We start from the raw sequence: 22,739 nt of genomic DNA, 5'->3' as shown, positions 1-22,739 counted from the left end.
GATCAGGCCACGCCGGCCGCCCGCGCGCGCTCTTCTTCCTGCAGCCGCAGCACCCGCCGCTGCACCTTGCCGGTGGTGGTCATCGGCAGCGCGTCGATGAACTCGATCTCCTTGGGGTACTCGTAGGGCGCCAGCCGGCCTTTCACATGCTGCTGCAGGGCGGCCACCAGGGCGGCATCGCCGGTGCAGCCGGGGGCCAGCACCACATAGGCCTTGACCACCGCGCCGCGCGCGGCGTCGGGCTTGGGCACCACGGCGGCATTGGCCACCGCGGGGTGCTTGACCAGGCAGTTCTCGACCTCGCTGGGGCCGATGCGGTAGCCGGCGGCCTTGAACACGTCGTCGCTGCGGCCCTGGTACCAGAGGTAGCCGTCGGCATCCATCACCGCGGTGTCGCCGGTGCGGCACCATGAATCGGCCGGATCGCCGGTGAACTTGGCGGCCGTGGCCTCGGGCTTGTTCCAGTAGCCGAGAAAGAACACCGGGTCGGGCTGGCCATGCACATCGCGCCGGTGCACGGCCACGTCGCCGGGCGTGCCGCGCGGGCATTCGTGGCCGCTGTCATCGATCACCGCCACGCGGTGGCCGGGGTAGGCGCGGCCCATGCTGCCGGGCCTGGCCGGCCAGCCGGGGGCCGGGCGGCCCTGGGCATCGAGGCTGCGGGTGCAGTTGCCGACGATGTAGTTGATCTCGGTCTGGCCGAACATCTCGTTGACCGTCACGCCCAGCGCCTGCTGGCACCAGGCAAACACCGCATCGCCCACGGCCTCGCCGGCGCTCATCACGGCCCGCAGGTGCAGCCTGTAGCGCTGCTTCGGTTCGGGCACGGCCTTCATCATGGCCTTCAGCGCGGTGGGGAACAGGAAGCTGTGCGTCACCCGGTACTCGGCCATCAGCGCCAGCGCCCGCTCGGGGTCGAAGCGGCCCTGGTAGGCCACGATGGGCTGGCCGAAGTACAGCGTGGGCAGCAGCGCGTCCATTAGCCCGCCGGTCCAGGCCCAGTCGGCTGGTGACCAGAAGACGCAAGGCGTCTCCTGATCCCCAGCCGCTGGGCTTTGCCCTGAACTGTGGCCCCCCACCCCCGCTCCCCCCGCCCCGGAGCGGGGGCTTTGCACCGAGCACGGCGGGGAACCAGTTCTGGCTGCAGACAAAGCCGCTGAGGTTGCCGATCAGCGCGCGGTGCGGCATCAGCGCGCCCTTGGGCGGGCCGGTGGTGCCGCTGGTGTAGATCAGCATCGCGGGTTCGTCGGCGCCGGTGGCCACCGGGTCGTGGCGGTCGGGCTCGGCGGCCAGGGCGGCCGCCCAGTCCACATCGCCCTGGCCGGCCGCCTGGCCAACCGCGACCACGCAGGCCAGGTCGGGGCAGGCCGGGCGCGCGGCGCACAGGTGGGCGATGGCGCTCTCGTCGGCGATGGCCACGCGCGCGCCGCTGTCGCGCAGCCGGTATTCCAGCGCCTCGGGGCCGAACAGCATCGACAGCGGCATGGCCACCGCGCCCAGCTGGTACACGGCCATGTGGGCCACCGCGGTTTCCACCCGCTGCGGCATCACGATGGCCACGCGGTCGCCACGCTGCACGCCGCGGCGTGCCAGCGCGTGGGCCAGGCGGTTGGCCAGGGCCTGCAGCTGGCCGTAGCTGAGCGTGCCGCGTTCGCCGTTTTCGCGCTGCCAGCGAATGGCCACTGCGCGCGGCCGACTGCGCGCCCAGCGGCCGCAGCAGGCCTCGGCGATGTTGAATTGCGCCGGCACCTGCCAGCGAAAGCTGCCGTGCAGGGCGGCGTGGCGGTCGACGACATGCTTCATGCGCCGGCATTGTGGGCAGGCACCCGGGCCCCGGCGCTGAGGGAATTCACCTGCAACCGATTGAGATCGCCCCTCAAGTCTTGCAGTGGCCACCCGATAACGCCCCAAGACAGGTCGCGCCGATCAGTTCTGACAGCCCTCTCAGCGAGCCGTTACATGCCGTCCAACCTGCAGTTTTCTCCTTTGTCGCAGTTCAAGCACCGGGTGGCCATTGCCGCCTCGCTGCCCTTCAACGTCTACGACGCCGACCGCACGCTGCTGCTGGCGCGCGGCCAGCTGGTGGAGAACTACGAGCAGATGTGCCTGCTGTTCGAGCGTGGCGCGCTGGTGGACATTGCCGAGCTGGCCGATCCGGCCGCCGAGGCCCGCCGCGCCAAGCCGCACGAGCTGCCGGGCCTGTGGAACCGCAACCTGCACCAGCTGGGCGAGACCCTGCGCCATGCCGCCGGCGACGAGGGTTTCGTCAACGCGCTGGATGCCGCCACGCCCACCGTGTTGACGCTGATCGAGCGTGACCGCGACCTGGCCATCTTCCAGGTGTTGCGCCAGGAGGGCAACGCGATGGCGCAGTACGGCATCACGCGCTCGATGCATGCCGCCATCACCGCCTTGCTGGTGGCCCAGCGCCTGGGCTGGGCGGCCGACGACGCGCAGCGCGCCTTCAAGGCCGCGCTGACCATGAACATCTCCATGCTCGAGCTGCAGGGCGAGCTGGCCCGGCAGAGCACGCCGCTCAGCGACGAGCAGCGCGACGCGGTGCGGGCCCATCCCGACTTCAGCCGCCTGATGCTCGAACTGAGCGGCGTCACCGACCCCGAGTGGCTGCGCGCCGTGGCCGAGCACCACGAGGCGCCCGACGGCAGCGGCTACCCCGGTGGCCTGCGCCAGATCAGCGACACCGCCGATCTGGTGCGGCGCGCCGACATCTACACCGCCAAGCTCAGCCCGCGCGGCTCGCGCCAGGCCATGGCCGCCGATGTGGCGGGGCGCCAGATGTTCATGCAGGACCCCGGCCACCCGATGACCGCGGCCCTGGTCAAGGAGTTTGGCGTCTACCCGCCCGGCTGCTATGTGCGGCTCGAGTCGGGCGAATGCGGCCTGGTGGTGCGCCGCGGCCCCACCGTCACCACGCCGGTGGTGGCGGTGATGAGCTCGCCGGCCGGCAACAAGCTGAGCCAGCCGATCCGCCGCGACACCTCGGTCAAGGGCCACGCCATCCAGTCGGTGATCAGCGGGCAGATGATGCAGTCGGGCATCTCGCCCGAGATGCTGGTGATGCTGGCTGCGGGATAGGCCCCAGCTCCCGAAGCGGCTTCGCCGCCGCCGCGGCGGCTGCCGGCTTGGGGCGGTGTGCGTCAGCCTTTCGGGCCGAAGGCGGCGAGCGCCGGCCCGGCCACGCGGCAGATGCGCCAGTCGGGCATCACCGTGGCGCCCATCTTCTCGTAGAAGGCGATGGCGTTGGCGTTCCAGTCGAGCACGCTCCATTCGAAGCGGCCATGGCCACGCGCCACCGCCAGCGCGCCCAGGTGCTGCAGCAGCGCGCGGCCCAGCCCCATGCCGCGGTGCGCGGGCTGCACGTACAGGTCTTCCAGGTACAGCCCCGGCTTGGCCAGGAAGGTCGAGAAGTTGGTGAAGAACAGCGCAAAGGCCACCACCCGCGGCGCGGCGCCCGGCGCGCTGCCCGCCACCTCGGCCACCACGCTCTCGGCCACCGGCTTGTCGCCGAACAGGTGTGGCGCCAGCGTCTCGGGCGTCACCGCCAGCAGGTGGGTGAGGGCTTCGAACTCGGCCAGCTCGGTGATCAGGCCCACGATGGCGGGCAGGTCACGCGGCTCGGCGGGGCGCAGGTTGAAGGCGGCGGCAGGGCTCATGCCGGGCATTCTGGCATCGGGGCTTGTCGCAGCCGCGCCAGCAGCGCCGGCCCGCGCCGCCTACAGTGCGCGCCGATGAACGCGCCCGCCACCGCCACGCCCTACCTCGCCTTGCGCCAGGCCCGCAGCCGCTTTGTGCCGGTGCGCGGCCTGCAGGTTCACCTGCTGCAGTGGGGCGAGCCGCAGCACGGCGTGCCACTGCGCGTGATGGCCCATGGCTACATGGACGTGGGCGCCTCGTTCCAGTTCGTGGTGGATGCGCTGCACGCGCTGGGCGACGAGGCCTGCGTCATCGCGCCCGACTGGCGCGGCTTTGGCCGCACGCTGGCGCCACCGGGCACCGACGCCTACTGGTTTGCCGACTACCTGGGCGATCTCGATGGCCTGCTCGATGCGCTGTCGCCCGATGCGCCGGTGGACCTGATCGGCCACAGCATGGGCGGCAATGTGGCCATGGCCTATGCCGGCGTGCGGCCGCAGCGCATCCGCCGCCTGGTCAACCTGGAAGGCTTCGGCCTGCCCGACTTGCCCGCCGAGCAGGCCCCCGGCCGCCTGGCGCAATGGCTGGACGAGCTGAAGACCCCGCAGCACCTGAAGCCCTACGCCAGCCTGGCCGAGGTGGCGCAGCGCCTGCGCCACAACAACCCGCGCCTGCCGGCCGGGCGCGCCGAGTGGCTGGCCGCGCACTGGGCCGAGGCGCAGGCCGATGGCCAGTGGGTGCTGCGGGCCGATGCCGCGCACCGTCGCGTCAACCCGGTGCCCTACCGTGCGGCCGATGCCATCGCCACCTGGCGCGCCATCACCGCGCCCACGCTGTGGGTGCAGGGCGCCGAATCGGCTCCCGACAGGTACTGGAACGGCCGCTACACGCTGGCCGAGTTTCAACAGCGCCTGGCCCAGGTGCGCGATGTGCGCCAGCAGCAGCTGCCCGATGCCGGCCACATGCTGCACCACGACCAGCCGCAGGCCCTGGCCGCGGTGATGGCCGACTTCCTGCGCTGACGCAGGCCGACGGCGTGCGGGGCTGGGCGATGATGCAGGGCATCGCCGCGGCCGGCCTGGCCGCTCGACCGTTCGCCGGTCTCGCCCGCCACGCCGCCCTCGGCGTCCTCGGCGTCCTATCTTTTTGCCCGCAAGGCCTGCTGACATGCCCACTTCGCCCCTGATCACCGCGGCCGGACTGCAGGCCCTGCTGGCCGCCGGCACGCCGCCGCAGATCGTCGACTGCAGCTTCGACCTGGCCGACCCCGGCGCCGGCGAGCGCCTGCACACCCAGGCGCGCCTGCCCGGCGCGCTGTACCTGCACCTCGATCACCACCTGTCGGGCGCCAAGAACGCCCCGGGCCTGAGCGGCGGGCGCCATCCGCTGCCCACGCGCGAGGCCTTTGCCGCCACGCTGGGCGCGCAAGGCCTGCGCAACGACCAGGCCATCGTGGTGTACGACCAGGCCGGCGGCATGTACGCCGCGCGCGCCTGGTGGATGCTGCGCTGGCTGGGCCATGCCGCGGTGCAGGTGCTCGATGGCGGCATCGGTGCCTGGCAGGCCGCCGGCGGCGCGCTGCACAGCGGCCCGCCCGCCACGGGCCCGGCACGGCCGGCGTTTGCGCTGCAGGCGCCGCTGGAGGCCACGCTGGACTACGCCACGCTGCGCGCCGAGCTGGGCACGCCGGGCCGGCTGATCGTGGATGCCCGCGCGCCCGACCGCTTTCGCGGCGAGAACGAAACGCTGGATCCGGTGGGCGGCCACATCCCCGGGGCGCTCAACCGCGTGTTCCGGCTGAACCTGGGCGCCGAGGGCGCTTTCAAGCCGGCCGCGCAGCTGCGCGCCGAATGGCTGGCCTTGATGGCCGGGCGCCCGGCCCACGCGCTGGTGATGCAGTGCGGCTCGGGCGTCACCGCCTGCCACAACCTGCTGGCCCTGCAGGCCGCCGGCCTGGACGGGGCGCGCCTGTATCCCGGCTCGTGGAGCGAATGGTGCCGGCAGCCTGATGCGGTGGTGGCCACCGGCTGACCCGGGGGCCGATCACCGGCTGATCAGCAGCGTCCCGCGAGCGACGGGCGCGGCGCGCTGCTGTCGGCCGGCAGGATCTGGCCGGCGCGGCTGGGCTGCACCTGCACGCAGCCGGTGCCGCGGCGCAGCTCGAAACCATCGCCGCGGCGCACCGTGCGCAGCGTGAGGTCGGTGCCCAGCGTGCGCGCCATGCGCTCATCGCCGTCCAGCGGCGCCGCCTGCACACGCCCATCCTGCCGCGCCCAACTGGCCGGTGGCGGGGCCGAGGCGGGCCGCGCGGGCAGGGCCAGGTTCAGCGCGGCCGGTGCGGCGGCCGCGGCGGGGCCTGCGGGCGGGCTTGGCGCCGCCGGCGTGGCACCAGGCAGGGCCTGCGCAGCACCAGGCAGGGCCTGCGCAGCACCAGGCAGGGCCTGCGCGGCAGGCGCGGCCGGGGCGGTGATGGCCAGCGGCTCGGCTGGCCGTGGCGCTGCCGGCAGCGTGGCCACGGCGGCGGGTGCGCGGGCCGCATGCGGCCCGGTGCGCCCGGCGTCGCGTGGCGGGGGTGTGGGTGCCGGTGCAGGTGCGGGTGCGGGTGCGGGTGCGGGGGCGGGTGCGGGTGCCGCGCGAGGGCTGGCCGGGGCCAGCCACACCTGCAGCCACGACACGGCCGCGGCGGCCGACGGCGCGCGCCGATGCGGCTGCTTCAGCGCCAGATGCAGGCTCAGGCCCAGGCCCAGGTGGCCGGCCAGTACCAGCAGCACCCAGGGCAGGCGCGGGCCGTGCCGGGGTGTCATGCCGGGTCGGGCCCGGGGTCCGGGGGCGGTGCGCCGTGGTCTTGGGCCGCGGGCTGCCAGGCCAGCAGGTCGCCGGGCTGACATTGCAGCACCGCGCAGATGCGCGCCAGCGTGTCGAAGCGCACGCCGCGCACCTTGCCGCTCTTGAGCAGCGACAGGTTCTGCTCGGTGATGCCGATGCGTTCGGCCAATTCGCGCGAGCGCATCTTGCGCCGCGCCAGCATCACGTCGAGCTGCACAACGATGGGCATCCTGGGCCTGTTCACACGACGGGAAGGGTCGCGAAGGTCCGTTTCGGTGGGCTCTGCCGAAGGGGTGCGACCCCCAAAAAGGCCGCACGCGGCCTTGCCAATCCTCGCCGGGCGTCCAACCCGGCGAGGATTGGCGCCTTGCTCGCGGCATTTCTGGTGATCAACGCGATCCCTTCCCTTGGTGTGGACAGACTCTAGACGAAGCCCTCGTTTTCTTCGGCCAGCGCGGCGGCGCGCTCCATCACCTGGGCCATGGTCAGCAGCACCGCGCCGATCAGCATCTGGGTGTAGTCGGTGAAATGATCAGCGGCACGGCCACCGCCCCCAGCAGCACCAGGGCCCGCACGGCCAGCACCTGCAGGCGCAGCGGGTGGGCGGGCGTGGCCACCGGTGAGGGTTGCATTGAGTTCGCGTTTGGCATGAGATAGTTACTGTAAAACAATAAATAATCATCGTCTAGCAGGTTTCATCAGCGGCCAGTGGATGCGTCTGCGCTTGGCTGGGCCCGGGCTGGCGGGCGGGCCGACATGCGGCACACTGCCTGCCCACAGGTCGCGGCCCGCCCGGGCGTGCCGCGGCTGCACGAACCCCACCCACCAGGTGCCCCGCATGGAACTCACCCCACTCGGCCGCAGCGATCTGCGCGTCACCCGCATCTGTCTCGGCACCATGACCTTCGGCGAGCAGGTGGACGAGGCCGGTGCCTTCGCCATCCTCGACCGCGCAGTCGAGCGCGGCATCAACTTTCTGGACACCGCCGAGATGTACGCGGTGCCGGCCCGGCCCGAGACCTTTGGCGCCACCGAGACCATCCTCGGCCGCTGGCTCGATGCCCGGCCCGGTGTGCGCCGCCAGCTGGTGCTGGCCACCAAGGTGGCGGGGCCGTCGCGCGGCATGCCGTGGATTCACGACGGCGCGGCCAACCTGCTGCCCGAGCACATCGTGGCCGCCTGTGACGACAGCCTGAAGCGCCTGCGCACCGAGGTGATCGACCTGTACCAGATCCACTGGCCCAACCGCAACGCGCCGATGTTCGGCGGCCTGTACTTCGACCCCGCCAAGGACCGCGAATTCAGCAGCATCCAGACCCAGCTCGAGGCCCTGGCCGGCCTGGTGAAGGCGGGCAAGGTGCGGCACATCGGCCTGTCCAACGAAACGCCCTGGGGCTTGATGGAGTTCTTGCGCGTGGCCGAGCAGCATGGCCTGCCGCGCGTGGCCACCGTGCAGAACCCCTATGCGCTGGTGAACCGGGCGCTCGACAACGGCCTGGACGAGGTGATGCACCGCAGCGGCGTGGGCCTGCTGGCCTACTCGCCGCTGGGCTTTGGCACGCTGACCGGCAAGTATGACGGCCCCGGCTTCGACGCCGCGATGCCGCAGCTGGGCCGGCTGGCGCGCTTTGAGAGCATGCGCGCGCAGCGCTGGGCGCGGCCCGACACGCTGGCCGCCGCGCGCCGCTACAACGCGCTGGCACGCGATCACGGCCTCACACCCACGCAGCTGGCGCTGGCCTTTTGCTACCGCAACTGGCGCGTGGCCAGCACCATCATCGGCGTCACCAGCCTGGCCCAGCTCGACGAATGCCTGGACGCATGGGCCGTGCAGTTGTCGCCCGAGCTGCTGGCGGCGGTCGACAAGATCCGCTGGGAGCTGCGCGACCCGGCGCAGTGAATGTGAAACGCCCGGTCCCGCGGTGACGCGGGGCCACCCATCCGGCTGAGCCCGGACAACTTCAAGCGGCCGGGCGCGCGTCCGGCCCGTCCGACAGGGAGCGCCACCGTGGCGAAGAAGGACAAACACGTCAGCGAAACCCCGGCCACCGCGCTGCTGCGCCAGGCCGGCGTGGGCTTCAGCGAGCATGTGTACGACTATGTCGAGCATGGCGGCACCGCCGAATCGGCCCGGCAGCTGGGCTGGCCCGAGCATGCGGTGGTGAAGACGCTGGTGATGAAAAACGAGCGCGACCAGCCGCTGATCATCCTGATGCACGGCGACAAGCAGGTCAGCACCAAGAACCTGGCCCGCGCCATCGGGGCCAAGAGCGTCGAGCCCTGCAAGCCCGACGAGGCGCAGCGCCACAGCGGCTACCTGGTGGGCGGCACCTCGCCCTTCGGCTTCAAGCGCGCCGGCGTGCCGGTGTATGTGGAGGCCAGCGTGCTGGGCCTCGAGCGCCTGCTGATCAACGGCGGCCGTCGCGGCTACCTGCTGGCGTTGGCGCCGCAGGTGCTGGTGGATCTGCTGGGTGCGCAGGCGGTGAGCTGCGCGCTGTGAGCCGCGGTGGCGCGGCCATGGCCCCAAGGCCGCGCCTGGCGCCAGAAACGACCAGGGGCGCCGCAGCGCCCCTGTGGGTAGCCGGCCGCCTGGCGGCCGGGTGAGCCCAGGCTCAGTTCGACTGGGGCTTGAAGCCCACGGTCTTGACGGCGCCCTGGGGCAGCGCGCCAGCGCCCGACAGCGAGGCCTGCGCCAGCGTGGCGCCGGACAGGTCGGCCTTGACGCGCAGCGGCGCGGGCTCGGCCTGCGGCTGCTGGGTGCTGCCGGCGGGCCGCACGCTGGCCGGCGTGCCGTCCATGGCGGATTCGAGCTGCGCGGCCACCGGTGCCGGGCGCTGGGCGCCCGACCACAGGGTGGCCACCACCACCACGGCCAGCGTGGCCATGTTGGTCATCCAGGGCAGGCCGGAACGTTGGGTTGTCGAAAAACTTTCCATGTGGAGCAGTATCGATGCGTTACATGGCAGGCTCAAGGCATGCGCAGCCCATGAGCAGGGGGTAACCCCACCCATTCGCGGGGGCCAAAAACATCAATGCAGGTGTTGGCGCAATTTCTGCACAAACCACGCGACGGCCAGCACCACCGGCAGGGCGGCCACGCCCACCACCAGGTCGGGCTGCAGGTGCAGCGGTTCAAGCACCGGCAGCACCTTGGCGGCCTTGGCCAGATAGCCCACCAGGCCCAGCGCGTAGTAGCTGATGGCCACCACCGACAGGCCTTCCACCGTCTGCTGCAGCTGCAGCTGCTGCTTCTGGCGCGTGGCGAGTGCGCGCAGCAGCTCCTGGTTGCCTTCTTCGCGCCGCACCTCGATGCGCACCCGCGCCAGGCTGGTGGCGCGGTTGATGCGCTCGGCGATGTCGGTCAGGCGGCCGTCGGTGCTGTCGCACAGCGCCATCGCCGGCGTGAAACGGCGCGACAGAAAGCCCGACAGCGTCTGCACGCCCGGGATGCGCTGCTCGCGCAGATCGGCCAGCCGGCGCTCGACGATGCGGTGGTAGGCGCGTGTGGCCGAGAAGCGGTAGCGGGTGCGGGCGGTGCTGTGCTCGACCTCGGCCGCCAGGCGGGTGAGGGTTTCGAAGGCCCGGGTGTCGTCGGCCGACTGGTCGTTGGCCATGGCGTCCACCGTGCCCTGCAGCGTGCGCTCGAGTTCGGCCAGCAGCGCGGCCTCTTGCTGCGCCACCGGAAAACCCATCATCGCCAGCATGCGGTAGGCCTCGATCTCGCACAGGCGCTGGGCCTCGCGCGCGGCCTGGTCGGGCGGCAGGCCGAAATCGAGCAGCACGAAGCGGGTGAAGCCGTCGGTGCCCAGGCGCAGGTGGGTGAGCAGGGCGCCGCGCTGGCCGTCGCCGATCCAGGCACCGGCCAGCGTGGCGGCGTCGTCGTGGCCGCCGCCGGCCTGGGCCTTCAGCAGGGCCTGGCAGCGGCCCAGCATGGCCTCGTGCTCGCGGGCGTCGATCAGCAGCACATGGGCGGCGGCCACCAGGCGGCCGGCGCCGTCGCCCGACAGCAGCGACACGAAGGCATCGGGCAGCACCGGCAGCGCGCTGGCGCTTTGCAGCAGGGCCTGCAGCGTGGCGTCGTCGGGCTCGCTGCCGCTGGCGATGTCGGGCAGCGGGCGGTTGAGCTGGAAGCTCACGAACTCGCCATGCCGCTCGAGCTTGAGCGCAAAGCCCGGTGCCTGCAGCACATGGTGGCGGGCGCCGGCGGCCGGCGGCGTGCTGCCGCAGGCCAGGCACAGCGTGGCCAGCGCGGCTTCGGCGCGCTCGGCGCTCATGCCGGCATGCACCCACGACGACACCACGCAGGTCGGCCGGGTGGGCAGGGCGGGGCGGGCGTGCAGCTCCTGGTGCAGGGCCAGCAGGTCGCGCGCCGGAAAGGGCACGCCGTGCGAGGTGGTGCGAGGTGCGAGGGTCATGGTCTGGGCGGGGGAGATGGAAATCGGGTTGCGCTGCGCGGTCACAGCGGCTGCGGCACGTCGTCGCCGAACATCGCAGCCAGGCGGGCTTCGCCGTGTTCGAGCACGAAATAACGCAGCGCCTCGGCGGCCGGCGACAGCAGCTTGGCGGCGGTGTTCACCACATGCCAGCGGCGCATCAGCGGCAGGCCCTCGACCGCCGGCGCGGCCAGCAGGCCGTTGCGCCATTCCAGGCCGATGGTGTGCAGCGAGACCAGGGCCACGCCCAGGCCGGCCATCACCGCCTGCTTGATGGCCTCGGTGGAATCGATCTCCATCACCACCATGGGCTTCAGGTGGTGGCTGTCGAGAAACTCCTCCAGCGCCGCGCGGGTGCCCGAGCCGGCCTCGCGCACGATGAAGGGCTCGCGCGCCAGCGCGGCGGCGGGCACGGTCTCGAGCGCGGTGAAGGGGTGCTCGGGCGCGGTGATCAGCACATGCGGGTGCATCGCAAAGGGCTCGGCGCGGTTCGGAAACTCCTTGGGCGGGCGGCCCATGATGGCCAGATCGACCTCGTTGGCGGCCATCATCGCGGCCAGCTGCTCGCGGTTGCCCAGCTTGAGCCGCACCTCCACCGCCGGATGCTCGCGGTGGAACTCGGCCAGCAGCGCCGGCAGAAAGTACTTGGCCGAGCTGACCATGCCCACGGTGAGCAGACCGGTCTCGATGCGCGTGAAGCGCGCCATCGCGTCCTCGGCCTCCTTCAGCGTGGCCAGCAGGCGGCGGGCGTACACCAGGAAGTACTCGCCGGCGGTGGACAGCACCAGCTTGCGGCTGCCGCGGTCGAACAGCGGCAGGCCGACCTGGCCCTCGACCTCCTTGACCGCCATCGACACCGCCGGCGGCGTGAGGTGCAGCGCCTCGGCTGCGCGCTGCACGCTACCGCTGCGGGCCACCTCGGCAAACACGCGCAATTGGCGGAAGGTGATGTTCATGGGCTGGGGCCTAGGGTTCGCCCTGATTTAAGCAAAAGCTGAATTCAAACGCAAGCAACATTGACTGGCGCTTATCTGTCCGGCTTTTTAGAGTGCGTTCCAGCACGAACCCACAGCCGCACAGGAGACCCCGATGAACGCACCGCACACCGCCAGCACGCTGGCTCCTGCCGCCGACGGCGGCGCCATCACCGACAAGAAGCAGCGCTACTCGGCCGGCGTGCTGAAGTACCGCCAGATGGGCTACTGGGACGCCGACTACCAGCCCAAGGACACCGACCTGCTGTGCCTGTTCCGCATCACGCCGCAGGAGGGTGTGGACCCGGTGGAGGCCGCCGCTGCGGTGGCCGGCGAGAGCAGCACCGCCACCTGGACGGTGGTGTGGACCGACCGCCTGACCGCCTGCGACAGCTACCGCGCCAAGGCCTACAAGGTGGAGCCGGTGCCGGGCCGGCCGGGCGAGTTTTTCGCCTGGGTGGCCTACGACATCATCCTGTTCGAAGAGGGCTCGATCGCCAACATCACGGCCAGCCTGATCGGCAACGTGTTCAGCTTCAAGCCCTTGAAGGCGGCGCGGCTGGAGGACATCCGCATGCCGGTGGCCCTGGTCAAGACCTTCAAGGGCCCGCCCACCGGCCTGGTGGTCGAGCGCGAGCGGCTCGACAAGTTCGGCCGTCCGCTGCTGGGTGCCACCACCAAGCCCAAGCTGGGCCTGAGCGGGCGCAACTACGGCCGCGTGATCTACGAGGGCCTGAAGGGCGGGCTCGACTTCATGAAGGACGACGAGAACATCAACTCGCAGCCCTTCATGCACTGGCGTGACCGCTTCCTGTACGTGATGGAAGGCGTCAACAAGGCCAGCGCTGCCACCGGCGAGGTCAAGGGCAGCTACCTGAACATCACCGCCGCCACCATGGAAGACATGTACGAACGCGCCGAGTTCGCCAAGGAACTCGGCAGCGTGGTGGTGATGGTCGATCTGGTGATCGGCTGGACGGCGATCCAGAGCATGGCCCACTGGTGCCGCAAGAACGACATGGTGATGCACATGCACCGTGCCGGCCACGGCACCTACACGCGGCAGAAGAACCACGGCGTGAGCTTTCGCGTGATGGCCAAGTGGCTGCGCCTGGCCGGCTGCGACCACCTGCACACCGGCACCGCCGTGGGCAAGCTCGAAGGCGACCCGATGACTGTGCAGGGCTACTACAACGTCTGCCGCGACAGCTACACCCGGCAGGATCTGCCGCGCGGCCTGTTCTTCGACCAGGACTGGTGCGACATGCGCAAGGTGATGCCGGTGGCCTCGGGCGGCATCCATGCCGGCCAGATGCACCAGCTGATCGACCTGTTCGGCGACGACGTGATCCTGCAGTTCGGCGGCGGCACCATCGGCCACCCGGCGGGCATCCAGGCCGGTGCAGTGGCCAACCGCGTGGCCCTGGAGTGCATGGTCAAGGCCCGCAACGAAGGCCGCGACATCGCCAACGAAGGGCCCGAGATCCTGCAGGCCGCGGCACGCTTCTGCACGCCCCTGAAGCAGGCGCTCGATACCTGGAAGGACGTGTCCTTCAACTATGCGAGCACGGATACGAGTGACTTTGCTGTCACTCCTTCGGTTGCCGCTTGAGTTGCTTGCATTGAGATGGGCTGTCTGCTTGCACTGACCTGCGCTTGAGCGGGCCGCCAGGGGGCTCCCTTCCGCTCATGTCCCCCGCCGCCGGCCTCCGGCCAACGGCTCCTCCTTGACTTCGCTGCAGGAAGCCCCCTGCCGTCCCGCTCCGGCACCACCGTGGCATGCCCTCGGCATGCGCAGATGGTGCGGGCTCAGGTGGTTGGGGTGGCTTGCAGAGCGAAGTCAAGGGGGAGCCGCCGGCCGAGAGGCCGGCGGCGGAGGACATGAGCGGCGCAAGCCACCCCAGCCGCCTGAGCCTTGAACTGACCTCAGCACGCAAGCAGCGCAACGCAGCGCAAAGCAACGTTAACGAACACCCCACAAGGAGAACCCGACCATGATGACCAACCCCACCGGCCGCATCACCCAGGGCCAGTTCAGCTTTCTGCCCGAGCTCACCGATGCCGAGATCGCGGCCCAGGTGCAGTACGGGCTGAACAAGGGCTACGCCTGGAGCGTGGAATACACCGACGACCCGCATCCCCGCAACACGTACTGGGAGATGTACGGCATGCCCATGTTCGACCTGGCCGACGCCGCCGGCGTGCTGCAGGAGACCAATGCCTGCCGGGCCGCGTTTCCTCGCCACTACATCCGCCTGATGGCCTTCGACTCGACCCGCGGCGTCGAGTCGATCACGATGAGCTTCATCGTCAACCGCCCGCCGGTGGAGCCCGGCTTCGGCCTGGCGCGGCAGGAGGTGGCCGGCCGGATGATGCGCACCACGGTGCACTCGTACGCCACCGACCGGCCCGAGGCCGAGCGCTATACCGGCGCCTGAGCGGCCCGCCGGCACATCTCCCGACCCATCCGACCACCCGACCCATCCGACGACGAGGCCGACCCATGGGCGCACCGCTGTATTCGATTCCGGGCAGCACCGCGGCGGCCGCGCCTGCAACTGCCGGTCCGGCAGACACCGCGGCGTCAGCCGGCCCCGCCGCGCAGGCCCCGCGCACCGTGGCCGAGGTGCTGGCCGGCAGCCAGGTGCAGACCGTGCTGGACGAGCTGGACCAGGCGCTGGTCGGCCTGGCGCCGGTGAAGGCCCGCATCCGCGACATCGCCGCGCTGCTGGTGATCGACCGCTTGCGCCTGGGCCAGGGGCTGACCACCACCAGTCCCACGCTGCACATGGCCTTCACCGGCCGGCCCGGCACCGGCAAGACCACCGTGGCGCTGCGCATGGCCACGCTGCTGCACCGCCTGGGCTATGTGCGGCGCGACCACCTGGTGGCCGTGACCCGCGACGACCTGGTGGGCAGCTACATCGGCCACACCGGGCCCAAGACCCGCGAGGTGCTCAAGAAGGCCATGGGCGGCGTGCTGTTCATCGACGAGGCCTACACCCTGTACCGGCCCGAGAACGAGCGCGACTACGGCCAGGAGGCCATCGAGATCCTGTTGCAGACCATGGAGAACCAGCGCGACGACCTGGTGGTGATCCTGGCCGGCTATGGCGACCGCATGGACAGCTTCTTCCACAGCAATCCGGGCCTGCGCTCGCGCATTGCGCACCACCTCGACTTTCCCGACTACAGCCCGCCCGAGCTGCTGCAGATTGCGCTGCGCCTGCTGCAGGCGCAGAACTACCGTTTTGACGACGCCGCGGCCACGGCCTTTGCCGAGTACATCGCGCGCCGCATCACGCAGCCGCACTTTGCCAATGCCCGCAGCGTGCGCAATGCGCTCGACCGGGCGCGCCTGCGCCAGGCCTCGCGCCTGTTTGCCGACACCGAACGCGTGCTCGACCGCGACGCGCTGAGCACGCTCAGCGCGGCCGACATCCGCGCCAGCCGCGTGTTCGACGGCGCCGCGCCATCCCCTTCCGCCTGATCACCCGCGCCTGCCGTTCCAAGGAGAACCCATGCACCTCGGCCGCACCACCTTGTCGAAGTTTCTGATCCAGCAGCTGGCCGGCATGCCCGACGCCAGCGATCTTGGCGCGCTGCTGGTTGATGTGGCCGCCGCCGTGAAGGCCATCGCCGCGATGACCGCCAAGGGCGCGCTGGGCGCCTACCTGGGCGCGCTGGACAACGAGAACGTGCAGGGCGAGCAGCAGAAGAAGCTCGACGTGCTGGCCGACGAGGCCATCGTGCGCAGCTGCGAGTGGGGCGGCCTGCTGGCCGGCCTGGCCAGCGAGGAGCACGAGGCGCCGCTGGCCATTCCGGGCGAGTTCACGCGGGGCCGCTTTCTGCTGGTGTACGACCCGCTCGACGGCTCGTCGAACACCGATGTCAATGCCTCGGTGGGCAGCATCTTCTCGGTGCTGCGCCACCAGCGCCCCGAGGCGCCGCAGGTGGCCGACTACCTGCAGCCCGGCCGCCAGCAGGTGGCCGCGGGCTATGCCATCTACGGCCCGGCCACGATGCTGGTGCTGACCGTGGGCCGCGGCACGCACGGCTTCACGCTCGACCGCGAGATCGGCAACTTCATCCTCACCCACCCCGATCTGCAGATCCCGGCCGAGACCAGCGAGTTCGCCATCAATGCCAGCAATGCCCGCTTCTGGGAGCCGCCGGTGGTGCGCTACATCGGCGAATGCCAGGCCGGCCGCGCCGGCCCGCGCGGGCGCGACTTCAACACCCGCTGGATCGCCTGCGTGGTGGCCGAAACCCACCGCATCCTGATGCGTGGCGGCGTGTTTCTCTACCCCAGGGACACCAAGGACGCGGCCAAGCCCGGCCGCCTGCGCCTGATGTACGAGGCCAACCCGATGGCCTGGCTGATCGAGCAGGCCGGCGGCCTGGCCAGCACCGGGCGGGCGCGCATCCTCGACCTGGCGCCCGAGGCCCTGCACCAGCGCGTGCCGTTGATCCTGGGCACGCGCGGCGAGGTCGAGCGCCTGGAGCGCTACCACCTCGAGCACGACAGCGGCGGCGATCAGCCCTTCGAGTCGCCGCTGTTCAACGAGCGCTCGCTGTACCGCGCGCAGCAGCCGGCATGAGCGCGCCGGGCCGCTCCCAAGCGCGAATCCCGCAGCGCACCGCGCGCAGGGGAGTCCAGTGAGCGCGAAGCTGTGGATCGAAGGCGGGCCGGCCGAGTGCCGGGCCGCTCCCATGCCGGCCGGCGTCCCCTCGGGGGACCGGCGTTTGTACCCAATCGACCAGGGGCAGAAATGAGTCAACGACACCCCATCATCGCCATCACCGGCAGCAGCGGCGCCGGCACCACCACGGTGATGAAGAGCTTTGCCCACATCTTCCGCCGCGAGGGCATCCAGGCCCAGGTGGTGGAGGGCGACAGCTTTCACCGCTTTGACCGCCACGAGATGCGGGCCCGGGTGCGCGCCGCCGACGCGGGCGAAGGCCCGCGCATCAGCCACTTCGGGCCCGAGAGCAATCTGCTGGCCGAGCTGGACGCCACGTTTGCGCGTTACGCCGAGACCGGCGGCGGCCAGGTGCGCAAGTACATCCACGACGCCGACGAGGCCAAGACGCTGGGCGGCGAGCCGGGCAGCTTCACGCCCTGGCTCGACATGGCGCCCGGCAGCGATCTGCTGTTCTACGAGGGCCTGCATGGCGGCTACGTGGGGCAGGGCGAGCATGCCGGCGTGGACGTGGCCCGCCATGTCGACCTGCTGGTGGGCGTGGTGCCGATCATCAACCTCGAGTGGATCCAGAAGCTGCACCGCGACCAGACCCTGCGCGGCTACAGCCAGGAGGCGGTGGTCGACACCATCCTGCGCCGCATGCCCGACTACGTGAACCACCTGTGCCCGCAGTTCAGCCGCACGCATGTCAACTTCCAGCGCGTGCCCACGGTGGATACCAGCAACCCGTTCATCGCCAAGGACATCCCCACCGCCGACGAGAGCATGGTGGTGATCCGCTTTGCCCGGCCCAAGGGCATCGATTTTTCGTACCTGATGGCCATGCTGCATGGCTCGTGGATGACGCGGCCCAACTCCATCGTCGTGCCGGGCGGAAAGATGGGCCTGGCGATGCAGCTGATCTTCACGCCCATGATCCTGCGCCTGATGGATCAGAAAAAACGTTCGATGTGAGCGGCAAGCCGCCGAGGAGACGCACCCCATGAATGCCCCCGAACCCCTGGCCGCCCCGGCTGCCGCCGACGCCGCGCAGCTGCGGCGCATGGCCAACGCGCTGCGCATGCTGGCCGCCGATGCGGTGCAGCAGGCCAACAGCGGCCACCCCGGCGCGCCGCTGGGCATGGCCGACTTTGCCACCGTGCTTTGGCACCGCCACCTGCGGCACCACCCGGCCGAACCGCAGTGGCCCGACCGCGACCGCTTCGTGCTCAGCAACGGCCATGCCTCGATGCTGCTGTACGGCCTGCTGCACCTGAGCGGCTACGCGCTGCCGATGGACGAGCTCAAGCGCTTTCGCCAGCTCGACAGCAAGACGCCCGGCCACCCCGAGGTGGGCCACACGCCGGGCGTCGAAACCACCACCGGCCCGCTGGGCCAGGGCCTGGCCAACGCCGTGGGCATGGCGCTGGCCGAATCGCTGCTGGCGGCCGAGTTCAACCGCGAGGGCTTTGCCATCGTCGACCACCTCACCTGGGTGGCGCTGGGCGATGGCTGCCTGATGGAGGGCATCAGCCAGGAGGCCATCTCGCTGGCCGGCACGCTGGGCTTAGGCAAGCTGATCGCGCTGTACGACGACAACGGCATCAGCATCGACGGCGCCGTGGGCGAGTGGTTTGCCGACGACACGCCGGCGCGCTTTCGGGCCTGCGGCTGGCAGGTCATCGGCCCGCTCGATGGCCACGACCCGGCCGCGCTGGACGCGGCCTTGGCCCAGGCCCGGGCCCAGGCGCGCCAGCCCGGCGCACGGCCCACGTTGATCGTCTGTCGCACCACCATCGGCAAGGGGGCCATCGGCCACGAGGGCACGGCCGAGGTGCATGGTGCGCCGCTGGGCGCGGCCGGCGTGGCCGCGCTGCGCGCTGCGCTCGACTGGTCTGCACCGCCCTTTGAGGTGCCGCCCGCGCTGGCCCAGGCCTGGGATGCGCGCCCCGCCGGCGCGCAGCGCCATGCGCAGTGGCAAGGCCTGTTCGCGGCCTACGCCCAGGCCCACCCGGCCCTGGCGGCCGACTTCCGCCGCCGCCAGCAGCGCGCGCTGCCGCTCGATTTCGAGCACCATGCCGCTGCCGCCGTGCAGGCGCTGGCCGAGGCCAATGCCAAGCCCATGGCCACGCGCCGCGCCTCGCAGCTGGCGCTGGATGCCCTGGCGCCCGGCCTGCCCGAACTGCTGGGCGGCTCGGCCGATCTCACCGGCTCGAACCTCACCGACTTCAAGGGCCACCGCAAGGCCGGCCCCGGCCGTGCCGGCAACTACCTGAGCTGGGGCGTGCGCGAGTTCGGCATGGCCGCCGCGCTCAACGGCGTGGCGCTGCACGGCGGCTTCGTGCCCTACGGCGGCACGTTTCTCACCTTCAGCGACTACAGCCGCAACGCCATCCGCATGGCCGCGCTGATGCGCCAGCGCGTGGTGCAGGTGTTCACGCACGACTCCATCGGCGTGGGCGAGGACGGGCCCACCCACCAGCCCATCGAGCACATCGCCTCGCTGCGCCTGATTCCGGGCCTGGATGTGTGGCGGCCGGCCGATGGCGTGGAAACCGCCGTGGCCTGGACCGAGGCGCTGGCGCGTGCCGACGGGCCCAGCGCGCTGGTGCTGTCGCGCCAGGCCCTGCCGGGCGTGGCCACGCCGGCGCAGCGCGCCGACATCGTGCGCGGCGGCTATGTGCTGCGCGAGGCGCCGGCCGACCCGCGGCAGGGCGCCATGGGCGGGCTGCGGCCGCGCGCCGTGATCCTGGCCACCGGCAGCGAGGTGGCGCTGGCGCTCGAGGCCCAGGCCCGGCTGATGGCCGAAGAAGGCCTGGCCGTGCGCGTGGTGTCCATGCCCTGCACCCAGCGCTTTGATGCGCAGGGCGATGGCTGGTGCGACACCGTGCTGCCGCCCACGCTGCCGGTGGTGGCGGTGGAGGCCGGCCACCCCGACGGCTGGCGCCGCTACACCGGCCGCGCCGGCGCGGTGATCGGCATCGAGCGTTTCGGCGCCTCGGCCCCGGGGCCGCAGCTGATGGCGCATTTCGGCTTCACCGTCGAGCGCGTGATGGCCGCGGTGCGCCAGCGTGTGGCCGTGGCCGCGCGGGTGGCGGCATGAGGCCGCCTTGCCGCTGGCTGGTGGCGCCGGCCTGGCGCGGTGTTGGCGGAGGCCAGCCGACATGAAGGTCATCCTGTTCGATCTGGACGGCACGCTGATCGACACCGCGCCCGAGCTGGCCGATGCCCTGAACCGCACCCTGCGCCGCGCCGGCCTGCCGGCGGTGGATGAGGCCGCCGTGCGCGGCTGGATCGGCGATGGCGCGCGGGCGCTGCTGGCCAAGGCGCTCAGCCAGGCCGGCGCGCCGCCAGCGGTGGCGCTGAACGCCTGGCACGAATTTGCCTGGGACTATGCCGATTGCTGCGGCTCGCGCAGCACGGTGTTCGAGGGCGTGCGGCCGCTGCTGGCCCGGCTGCGTGCGCAGGGCCTGCGCCTGGCCGTGCTGACCAACAAGGAGGCCAACTTCGCCCACCGCCTGCTGGCCCGCCACGACCTGGCCGACGCCTTCGAGCTGCTGGTGGCCGGCGACACCTTGTCGGTCAAGAAGCCGCATCCCGGCATGGTGCAGCACGCGCTGGCCGCGCTGCAGGCCGAGCCGCACGAGTGCCTGCTGGTCGGCGACTCGCTCACCGATCTGCAGACCGCGCGCGCCGCCGGCATCGGCATCTGGCTGGTGCGCCACGGCTACCCGCAAGGCGTGTTCAACCACCCGCCGGGCGGGCCCGATGCGCCCGATGGCGTGATCGAGCACTTCGACGATTTTCAACCCCTGCCCGCCCAGCGCGTGGCCATCGTCTGAGCAGGCGATTTACCGGCACGGCCAGCAGGCCGGCCGCCCCAGAAACCCAAGGCAGTTCAATGACTCTTCGCATCGGCATCAACGGTTTCGGCCGCATCGGGCGCATGGTGTTCCGTGCCGCCATCGCCAACTTCTCCGACATCCAGGTGGTCGGCATCAACGACCTGCTGGAGCCCGACTACCTGGCCTACATGCTCAAGTACGACAGCGTGCACGGCCGCTTCAAGGGCGAGGTGTCGGTGGAGGGCAACCACCTGATCGTCAACGGCAACAAGATCCGCCTGACGGCCGTGAAGGACCCCGCCGAGCTGAAGTGGGGCGAGATCGGCGCCGACATCGTGGTCGAGGCCACCGGCCTGTTCCTGACCAAGGACGCTGGCGAGAAGCACCTGGCCGCCGGTGCCAAGAAGGTGGTCTTCTCGGCGCCCAGCAAGGACGACACGCCGATGTTCGTCTACGGCGTCAATCACCAGAGCTATGCCGGCCAGGCCATCATCAGCAACGCCAGCTGCACCACCAACTGCCTGGCACCGGTGGCCAAGGTGCTGAACGACACCTGGGGCATCAAGCGCGGCCTGATGACCACGGTGCACGCCGCCACCGCCACGCAAAAGACCGTGGACGGCCCCAGCAACAAGGACTGGCGCGGCGGCCGCGGCATCCTCGAGAACATCATCCCCAGCAGCACCGGCGCGGCCAAGGCGGTGGGCGTGGTGATCCCCGAGCTGAACAAGAAGCTCACCGGCATGGCCTTCCGCGTGCCGACCAGCGACGTGAGCGTGGTCGACCTGACCGTCGAGCTGGAGAAGGAAGCCAGCTACGCCGAGATCTGCGCCGCGATGAAGGCGGCCAGTGAAGGTGCCATGAAGGGCGTGCTCGGCTACACCGAGGACAAGGTGGTGGCCACCGACTTCCGCGGTGAAAGCTGCACCAGCGTGTTCGACGCCGAGGCCGGCATTGCGCTGGACAAGACCTTCGTCAAGGTGGTGAACTGGTACGACAACGAGTGGGGCTACTCGAACAAGGTGCTCGAGATGGTGCGCGTGATCGGCGCCGACCGGCCGGGTGCGGCGCGATGAGGATGCTGCACTTCAGCAAGGTGATCGATTCGGGCTTTGCGGCCGGCAAGCGGGTGTTCATCCGTGCCGACCTGAACGTGCCGCAGGACGCCGAGAGCCGCATCACCGAAGACACCCGCATCCGCGCCGCGCTGCCCTGCATCCAGATGGCGCTGAAGGCCGGCGCCGCGGTGATGGTCACCAGTCACCTGGGCCGGCCCCAGGAGGGCCAGCTGCGCGCCGAGGACTCGCTGGCGCCGGTGGCCCGGCGCCTGGCCGAGCTGCTGGGCCGCGAGGTGCCGCTGCGCAGCCACTGGCTGGACGGCGTGACCGTGGCGCCGGGCCAGGTGGTGATGCTGGAGAACTGCCGCGTCAACCCGGGCGAAAAGGCCGACGACCCCGCGCTGGCCCGCCGCATGGCCGCGCTGTGCGATGTGTATGTGAACGATGCCTTCGGCACCGCCCACCGGGCCGAGGCCAGCACCCATGGCCTGGCGCGCCAGGCACCGATTGCCTGCGCCGGCCCGCTGCTGGCGGCCGAGGTCGAGGCCATCACCCGGGCGCTGAGCCGGCCCCGGCGGCCGCTGGTGGCCATCGTGGCCGGCAGCAAGGTCAGCACCAAGCTCAGCATCCTGCGCCGCCTGGCCGAGCAGGTGGACGGGCTGATCGTCGGCGGCGGCATTGCCAACACCTTCATGCTGGCGGCCGGCCTGCCCATCGGCAAGAGCCTGGCCGAGCCCGAGCTGGTGGGCGAGGCCCGCGCGGTGATGGCGGCCATGGCCGCCCGAGGCGCGGCGGTGCCGATCCCGCTGGACGTGGTCTGCGCCCGGCGCTTTGCCGCCGATGCGCCGGCCACCGTCAAGGCCGCCGCCGAGGTGGCCAGCGACGACCTGATCCTCGACATCGGCCCGCGCAGCGCCGCCATGCTGGCCGAGCAGCTGCAGGCGGCCGGCACCATCGTCTGGAACGGCCCGGTGGGCGTGTTCGAGTTCGAGGCCTTCTCGCACGGCACCGCGGCCATCGCCCAGGCCATTGCGCGCAGCCCGGCCTACAGCCTGGCCGGTGGCGGCGACACGCTGGCGGCCATTGCCCGCTTCGGCATTGCCGGCCAGGTGGACTACATCTCCACCGGCGGCGGCGCCTTTCTCGAAATGCTCGAAGGCCGGCCCCTGCCGGCGCTGGCGGTGCTGGCCGAGCGCGCGGCGCACTAGCCGGGCCGGGCCGGCCAGGGCGCGCGGCGCACTAGCCAGGCCAGGCCCAGGCCATG

Annotated in this window: 21 protein-coding genes and 1 pseudogene; 14 read left to right on the top strand and 8 right to left on the bottom strand. The window is 71.3% G+C overall.

Annotated elements, in window-relative coordinates:
- Window positions 1-2: 2 nt before the first annotated feature.
- Window positions 3-1,803, bottom strand: a pseudogene (locus N4G63_RS14670) (acetate--CoA ligase).
- A gap of 156 nt (window positions 1,804-1,959) precedes the next feature.
- On the opposite strand from N4G63_RS14670, the gene N4G63_RS14665 reads away from it, so the two are divergent.
- Entirely contained in the window at window positions 1,960-3,096 is a 1,137-nt protein-coding gene (locus N4G63_RS14665) for an HD-GYP domain-containing protein (RefSeq protein WP_314599862.1), read from the top strand.
- Between the two features lie 62 nt (window positions 3,097-3,158).
- Here the strand turns inward: N4G63_RS14665 and N4G63_RS14660 are convergent, their stop codons facing one another.
- The gene (locus N4G63_RS14660; protein ID WP_260786205.1) at window positions 3,159-3,683 is read right to left on the bottom strand and encodes a GNAT family N-acetyltransferase; all 525 of its coding nucleotides are present in this window, start codon (window positions 3,681-3,683) and stop codon (window positions 3,159-3,161) included.
- 66 nt (window positions 3,684-3,749) lie between these two features.
- On the opposite strand from N4G63_RS14660, the gene N4G63_RS14655 reads away from it, so the two are divergent.
- Complete coding sequence (locus N4G63_RS14655) at window positions 3,750-4,676, top strand: alpha/beta fold hydrolase (RefSeq protein ID WP_260786204.1); 927 nt, start codon at window positions 3,750-3,752, stop codon at window positions 4,674-4,676.
- A gap of 145 nt (window positions 4,677-4,821) precedes the next feature.
- The gene (locus N4G63_RS14650) at window positions 4,822-5,685 is read left to right on the top strand and encodes a sulfurtransferase (RefSeq protein WP_260786203.1); all 864 of its coding nucleotides are present in this window, start codon (window positions 4,822-4,824) and stop codon (window positions 5,683-5,685) included.
- Window positions 5,686-5,708: 23 nt separating this feature from the next.
- Here the strand turns inward: N4G63_RS14650 and N4G63_RS14645 are convergent, their stop codons facing one another.
- The 3 genes from N4G63_RS14645 to N4G63_RS14635 all read right to left on the bottom strand — a co-directional run bounded on the left by N4G63_RS14645 (window position 5,709) and on the right by N4G63_RS14635 (window position 7,112).
- Window positions 5,709-6,458 carry a hypothetical protein gene (locus N4G63_RS14645; protein WP_260786747.1) on the bottom strand — a complete coding sequence of 250 codons (750 nt, stop codon included), beginning with the start codon at window positions 6,456-6,458 and terminating at the stop codon, window positions 5,709-5,711.
- Window positions 6,455-6,709, bottom strand: coding sequence for a helix-turn-helix domain-containing protein (locus N4G63_RS14640; RefSeq protein ID WP_314599861.1), 255 nt, complete (start codon window positions 6,707-6,709; stop codon window positions 6,455-6,457). The genes N4G63_RS14645 and N4G63_RS14640 overlap by 4 nt, the downstream gene beginning before the upstream one ends.
- Window positions 6,710-6,983: 274 nt before the next feature.
- Window positions 6,984-7,112, bottom strand: coding sequence for a hypothetical protein (locus N4G63_RS14635; protein ID WP_260786202.1), 129 nt, complete (start codon window positions 7,110-7,112; stop codon window positions 6,984-6,986).
- A gap of 206 nt (window positions 7,113-7,318) precedes the next feature.
- On the opposite strand from N4G63_RS14635, the gene N4G63_RS14630 reads away from it, so the two are divergent.
- Both N4G63_RS14630 and N4G63_RS14625 read left to right on the top strand, forming a co-directional pair.
- Entirely contained in the window at window positions 7,319-8,380 is a 1,062-nt protein-coding gene (locus N4G63_RS14630; RefSeq protein ID WP_260786201.1) for an aldo/keto reductase, read from the top strand.
- 108 nt (window positions 8,381-8,488) lie between these two features.
- Entirely contained in the window at window positions 8,489-8,980 is a 492-nt protein-coding gene (locus N4G63_RS14625; protein WP_260786200.1) for an aminoacyl-tRNA deacylase, read from the top strand.
- A 112-nt stretch (window positions 8,981-9,092) separates the two neighbouring features.
- Here N4G63_RS14625 and N4G63_RS14620 read toward each other — a convergent pair whose 3' ends face one another.
- From N4G63_RS14620 to N4G63_RS14610, 3 genes are all read right to left on the bottom strand, one after another.
- Window positions 9,093-9,416 (bottom strand): hypothetical protein, encoded by a 324-nt coding sequence (locus N4G63_RS14620; protein ID WP_314599860.1) that lies wholly within the window; start codon window positions 9,414-9,416, stop codon window positions 9,093-9,095.
- A gap of 93 nt (window positions 9,417-9,509) precedes the next feature.
- Window positions 9,510-10,895: a DUF3422 domain-containing protein gene (locus tag N4G63_RS14615; protein ID WP_260786198.1), complete on the bottom strand. Its 1,386-nt coding sequence runs from the start codon at window positions 10,893-10,895 to the stop codon at window positions 9,510-9,512.
- 41 nt (window positions 10,896-10,936) lie between these two features.
- Window positions 10,937-11,869 (bottom strand): LysR family transcriptional regulator, encoded by a 933-nt coding sequence (locus N4G63_RS14610; RefSeq protein WP_260786197.1) that lies wholly within the window; start codon window positions 11,867-11,869, stop codon window positions 10,937-10,939.
- Window positions 11,870-12,002: 133 nt separating this feature from the next.
- Here N4G63_RS14610 and N4G63_RS14605 point away from each other — a divergent pair, with 133 nt between their 5' ends.
- The 9 genes from N4G63_RS14605 to N4G63_RS14565 all read left to right on the top strand — a co-directional run bounded on the left by N4G63_RS14605 (window position 12,003) and on the right by N4G63_RS14565 (window position 22,683).
- A complete protein-coding gene (locus N4G63_RS14605) occupies window positions 12,003-13,499 on the top strand; it encodes a form I ribulose bisphosphate carboxylase large subunit (RefSeq protein WP_314599859.1) in 1,497 nt (498 codons plus the stop codon).
- A gap of 382 nt (window positions 13,500-13,881) precedes the next feature.
- The gene (locus N4G63_RS14600) at window positions 13,882-14,325 is read left to right on the top strand and encodes a ribulose bisphosphate carboxylase small subunit (RefSeq protein ID WP_260786195.1); all 444 of its coding nucleotides are present in this window, start codon (window positions 13,882-13,884) and stop codon (window positions 14,323-14,325) included.
- A gap of 65 nt (window positions 14,326-14,390) precedes the next feature.
- A complete protein-coding gene (gene cbbX / locus N4G63_RS14595; RefSeq protein WP_314599858.1) occupies window positions 14,391-15,377 on the top strand; it encodes a CbbX protein in 987 nt (328 codons plus the stop codon).
- Window positions 15,378-15,408: 31 nt separating this feature from the next.
- Window positions 15,409-16,488 carry a class 1 fructose-bisphosphatase gene (locus N4G63_RS14590; RefSeq protein WP_260786193.1) on the top strand — a complete coding sequence of 360 codons (1,080 nt, stop codon included), beginning with the start codon at window positions 15,409-15,411 and terminating at the stop codon, window positions 16,486-16,488.
- Between the two features lie 171 nt (window positions 16,489-16,659).
- Window positions 16,660-17,547, top strand: a complete 888-nt coding sequence (locus N4G63_RS14585; protein ID WP_260786192.1) for a phosphoribulokinase — start codon at window positions 16,660-16,662, stop codon at window positions 17,545-17,547.
- Window positions 17,548-17,575: 28 nt separating this feature from the next.
- Entirely contained in the window at window positions 17,576-19,675 is a 2,100-nt protein-coding gene (gene tkt, locus N4G63_RS14580) for a transketolase (RefSeq protein ID WP_260786191.1), read from the top strand.
- A gap of 61 nt (window positions 19,676-19,736) precedes the next feature.
- Entirely contained in the window at window positions 19,737-20,414 is a 678-nt protein-coding gene (locus tag N4G63_RS14575; protein ID WP_260786190.1) for an HAD-IIIA family hydrolase, read from the top strand.
- A 59-nt stretch (window positions 20,415-20,473) separates the two neighbouring features.
- Window positions 20,474-21,493 carry a type I glyceraldehyde-3-phosphate dehydrogenase gene (gene gap / locus N4G63_RS14570; RefSeq protein WP_314599857.1) on the top strand — a complete coding sequence of 340 codons (1,020 nt, stop codon included), beginning with the start codon at window positions 20,474-20,476 and terminating at the stop codon, window positions 21,491-21,493.
- On the top strand, window positions 21,490-22,683 hold the full coding sequence (locus N4G63_RS14565) for a phosphoglycerate kinase (protein ID WP_260786188.1): 1,194 nt from the start codon (window positions 21,490-21,492) through the stop codon (window positions 22,681-22,683). The genes gap and N4G63_RS14565 overlap by 4 nt, the downstream gene beginning before the upstream one ends.
- Window positions 22,684-22,739: the final 56 nt, after the last annotated feature.

This window comes from Aquabacterium sp. OR-4 (genome assembly GCF_025290835.2).
In the GTDB taxonomy this organism is placed as follows: Bacteria; Pseudomonadota; Gammaproteobacteria; order Burkholderiales; family Burkholderiaceae_C; genus Pseudaquabacterium.
Note: the sequence above shows the minus strand (reverse complement) of the source record. Positions and strands in the feature narration are given on the sequence as shown.

Coding starts and splice junctions, on each gene's coding strand:
- N4G63_RS14665 (WP_314599862.1), top strand. CDS start 1,960: ATGCCGTCCAACCTGCAGTTTTCTCCTTTGTCGCAGTTCAAGCACCGG.
- N4G63_RS14660 (WP_260786205.1), bottom strand. CDS start 3,683: ATGCCCGGCATGAGCCCTGCCGCCGCCTTCAACCTGCGCCCCGCCGAG.
- N4G63_RS14655 (WP_260786204.1), top strand. CDS start 3,750: ATGAACGCGCCCGCCACCGCCACGCCCTACCTCGCCTTGCGCCAGGCC.
- N4G63_RS14650 (WP_260786203.1), top strand. CDS start 4,822: ATGCCCACTTCGCCCCTGATCACCGCGGCCGGACTGCAGGCCCTGCTG.
- N4G63_RS14645 (WP_260786747.1), bottom strand. CDS start 6,458: ATGACACCCCGGCACGGCCCGCGCCTGCCCTGGGTGCTGCTGGTACTG.
- N4G63_RS14640 (WP_314599861.1), bottom strand. CDS start 6,709: ATGCCCATCGTTGTGCAGCTCGACGTGATGCTGGCGCGGCGCAAGATG.
- N4G63_RS14635 (WP_260786202.1), bottom strand. CDS start 7,112: ATGCAACCCTCACCGGTGGCCACGCCCGCCCACCCGCTGCGCCTGCAG.
- N4G63_RS14630 (WP_260786201.1), top strand. CDS start 7,319: ATGGAACTCACCCCACTCGGCCGCAGCGATCTGCGCGTCACCCGCATC.
- N4G63_RS14620 (WP_314599860.1), bottom strand. CDS start 9,416: ATGGAAAGTTTTTCGACAACCCAACGTTCCGGCCTGCCCTGGATGACC.
- N4G63_RS14615 (WP_260786198.1), bottom strand. CDS start 10,895: ATGACCCTCGCACCTCGCACCACCTCGCACGGCGTGCCCTTTCCGGCG.
- N4G63_RS14610 (WP_260786197.1), bottom strand. CDS start 11,869: ATGAACATCACCTTCCGCCAATTGCGCGTGTTTGCCGAGGTGGCCCGC.
- N4G63_RS14605 (WP_314599859.1), top strand. CDS start 12,003: ATGAACGCACCGCACACCGCCAGCACGCTGGCTCCTGCCGCCGACGGC.
- N4G63_RS14600 (WP_260786195.1), top strand. CDS start 13,882: ATGATGACCAACCCCACCGGCCGCATCACCCAGGGCCAGTTCAGCTTT.
- cbbX (WP_314599858.1), top strand. CDS start 14,391: ATGGGCGCACCGCTGTATTCGATTCCGGGCAGCACCGCGGCGGCCGCG.
- N4G63_RS14590 (WP_260786193.1), top strand. CDS start 15,409: ATGCACCTCGGCCGCACCACCTTGTCGAAGTTTCTGATCCAGCAGCTG.
- N4G63_RS14585 (WP_260786192.1), top strand. CDS start 16,660: ATGAGTCAACGACACCCCATCATCGCCATCACCGGCAGCAGCGGCGCC.
- tkt (WP_260786191.1), top strand. CDS start 17,576: ATGAATGCCCCCGAACCCCTGGCCGCCCCGGCTGCCGCCGACGCCGCG.
- N4G63_RS14575 (WP_260786190.1), top strand. CDS start 19,737: ATGAAGGTCATCCTGTTCGATCTGGACGGCACGCTGATCGACACCGCG.
- gap (WP_314599857.1), top strand. CDS start 20,474: ATGACTCTTCGCATCGGCATCAACGGTTTCGGCCGCATCGGGCGCATG.
- N4G63_RS14565 (WP_260786188.1), top strand. CDS start 21,490: ATGAGGATGCTGCACTTCAGCAAGGTGATCGATTCGGGCTTTGCGGCC.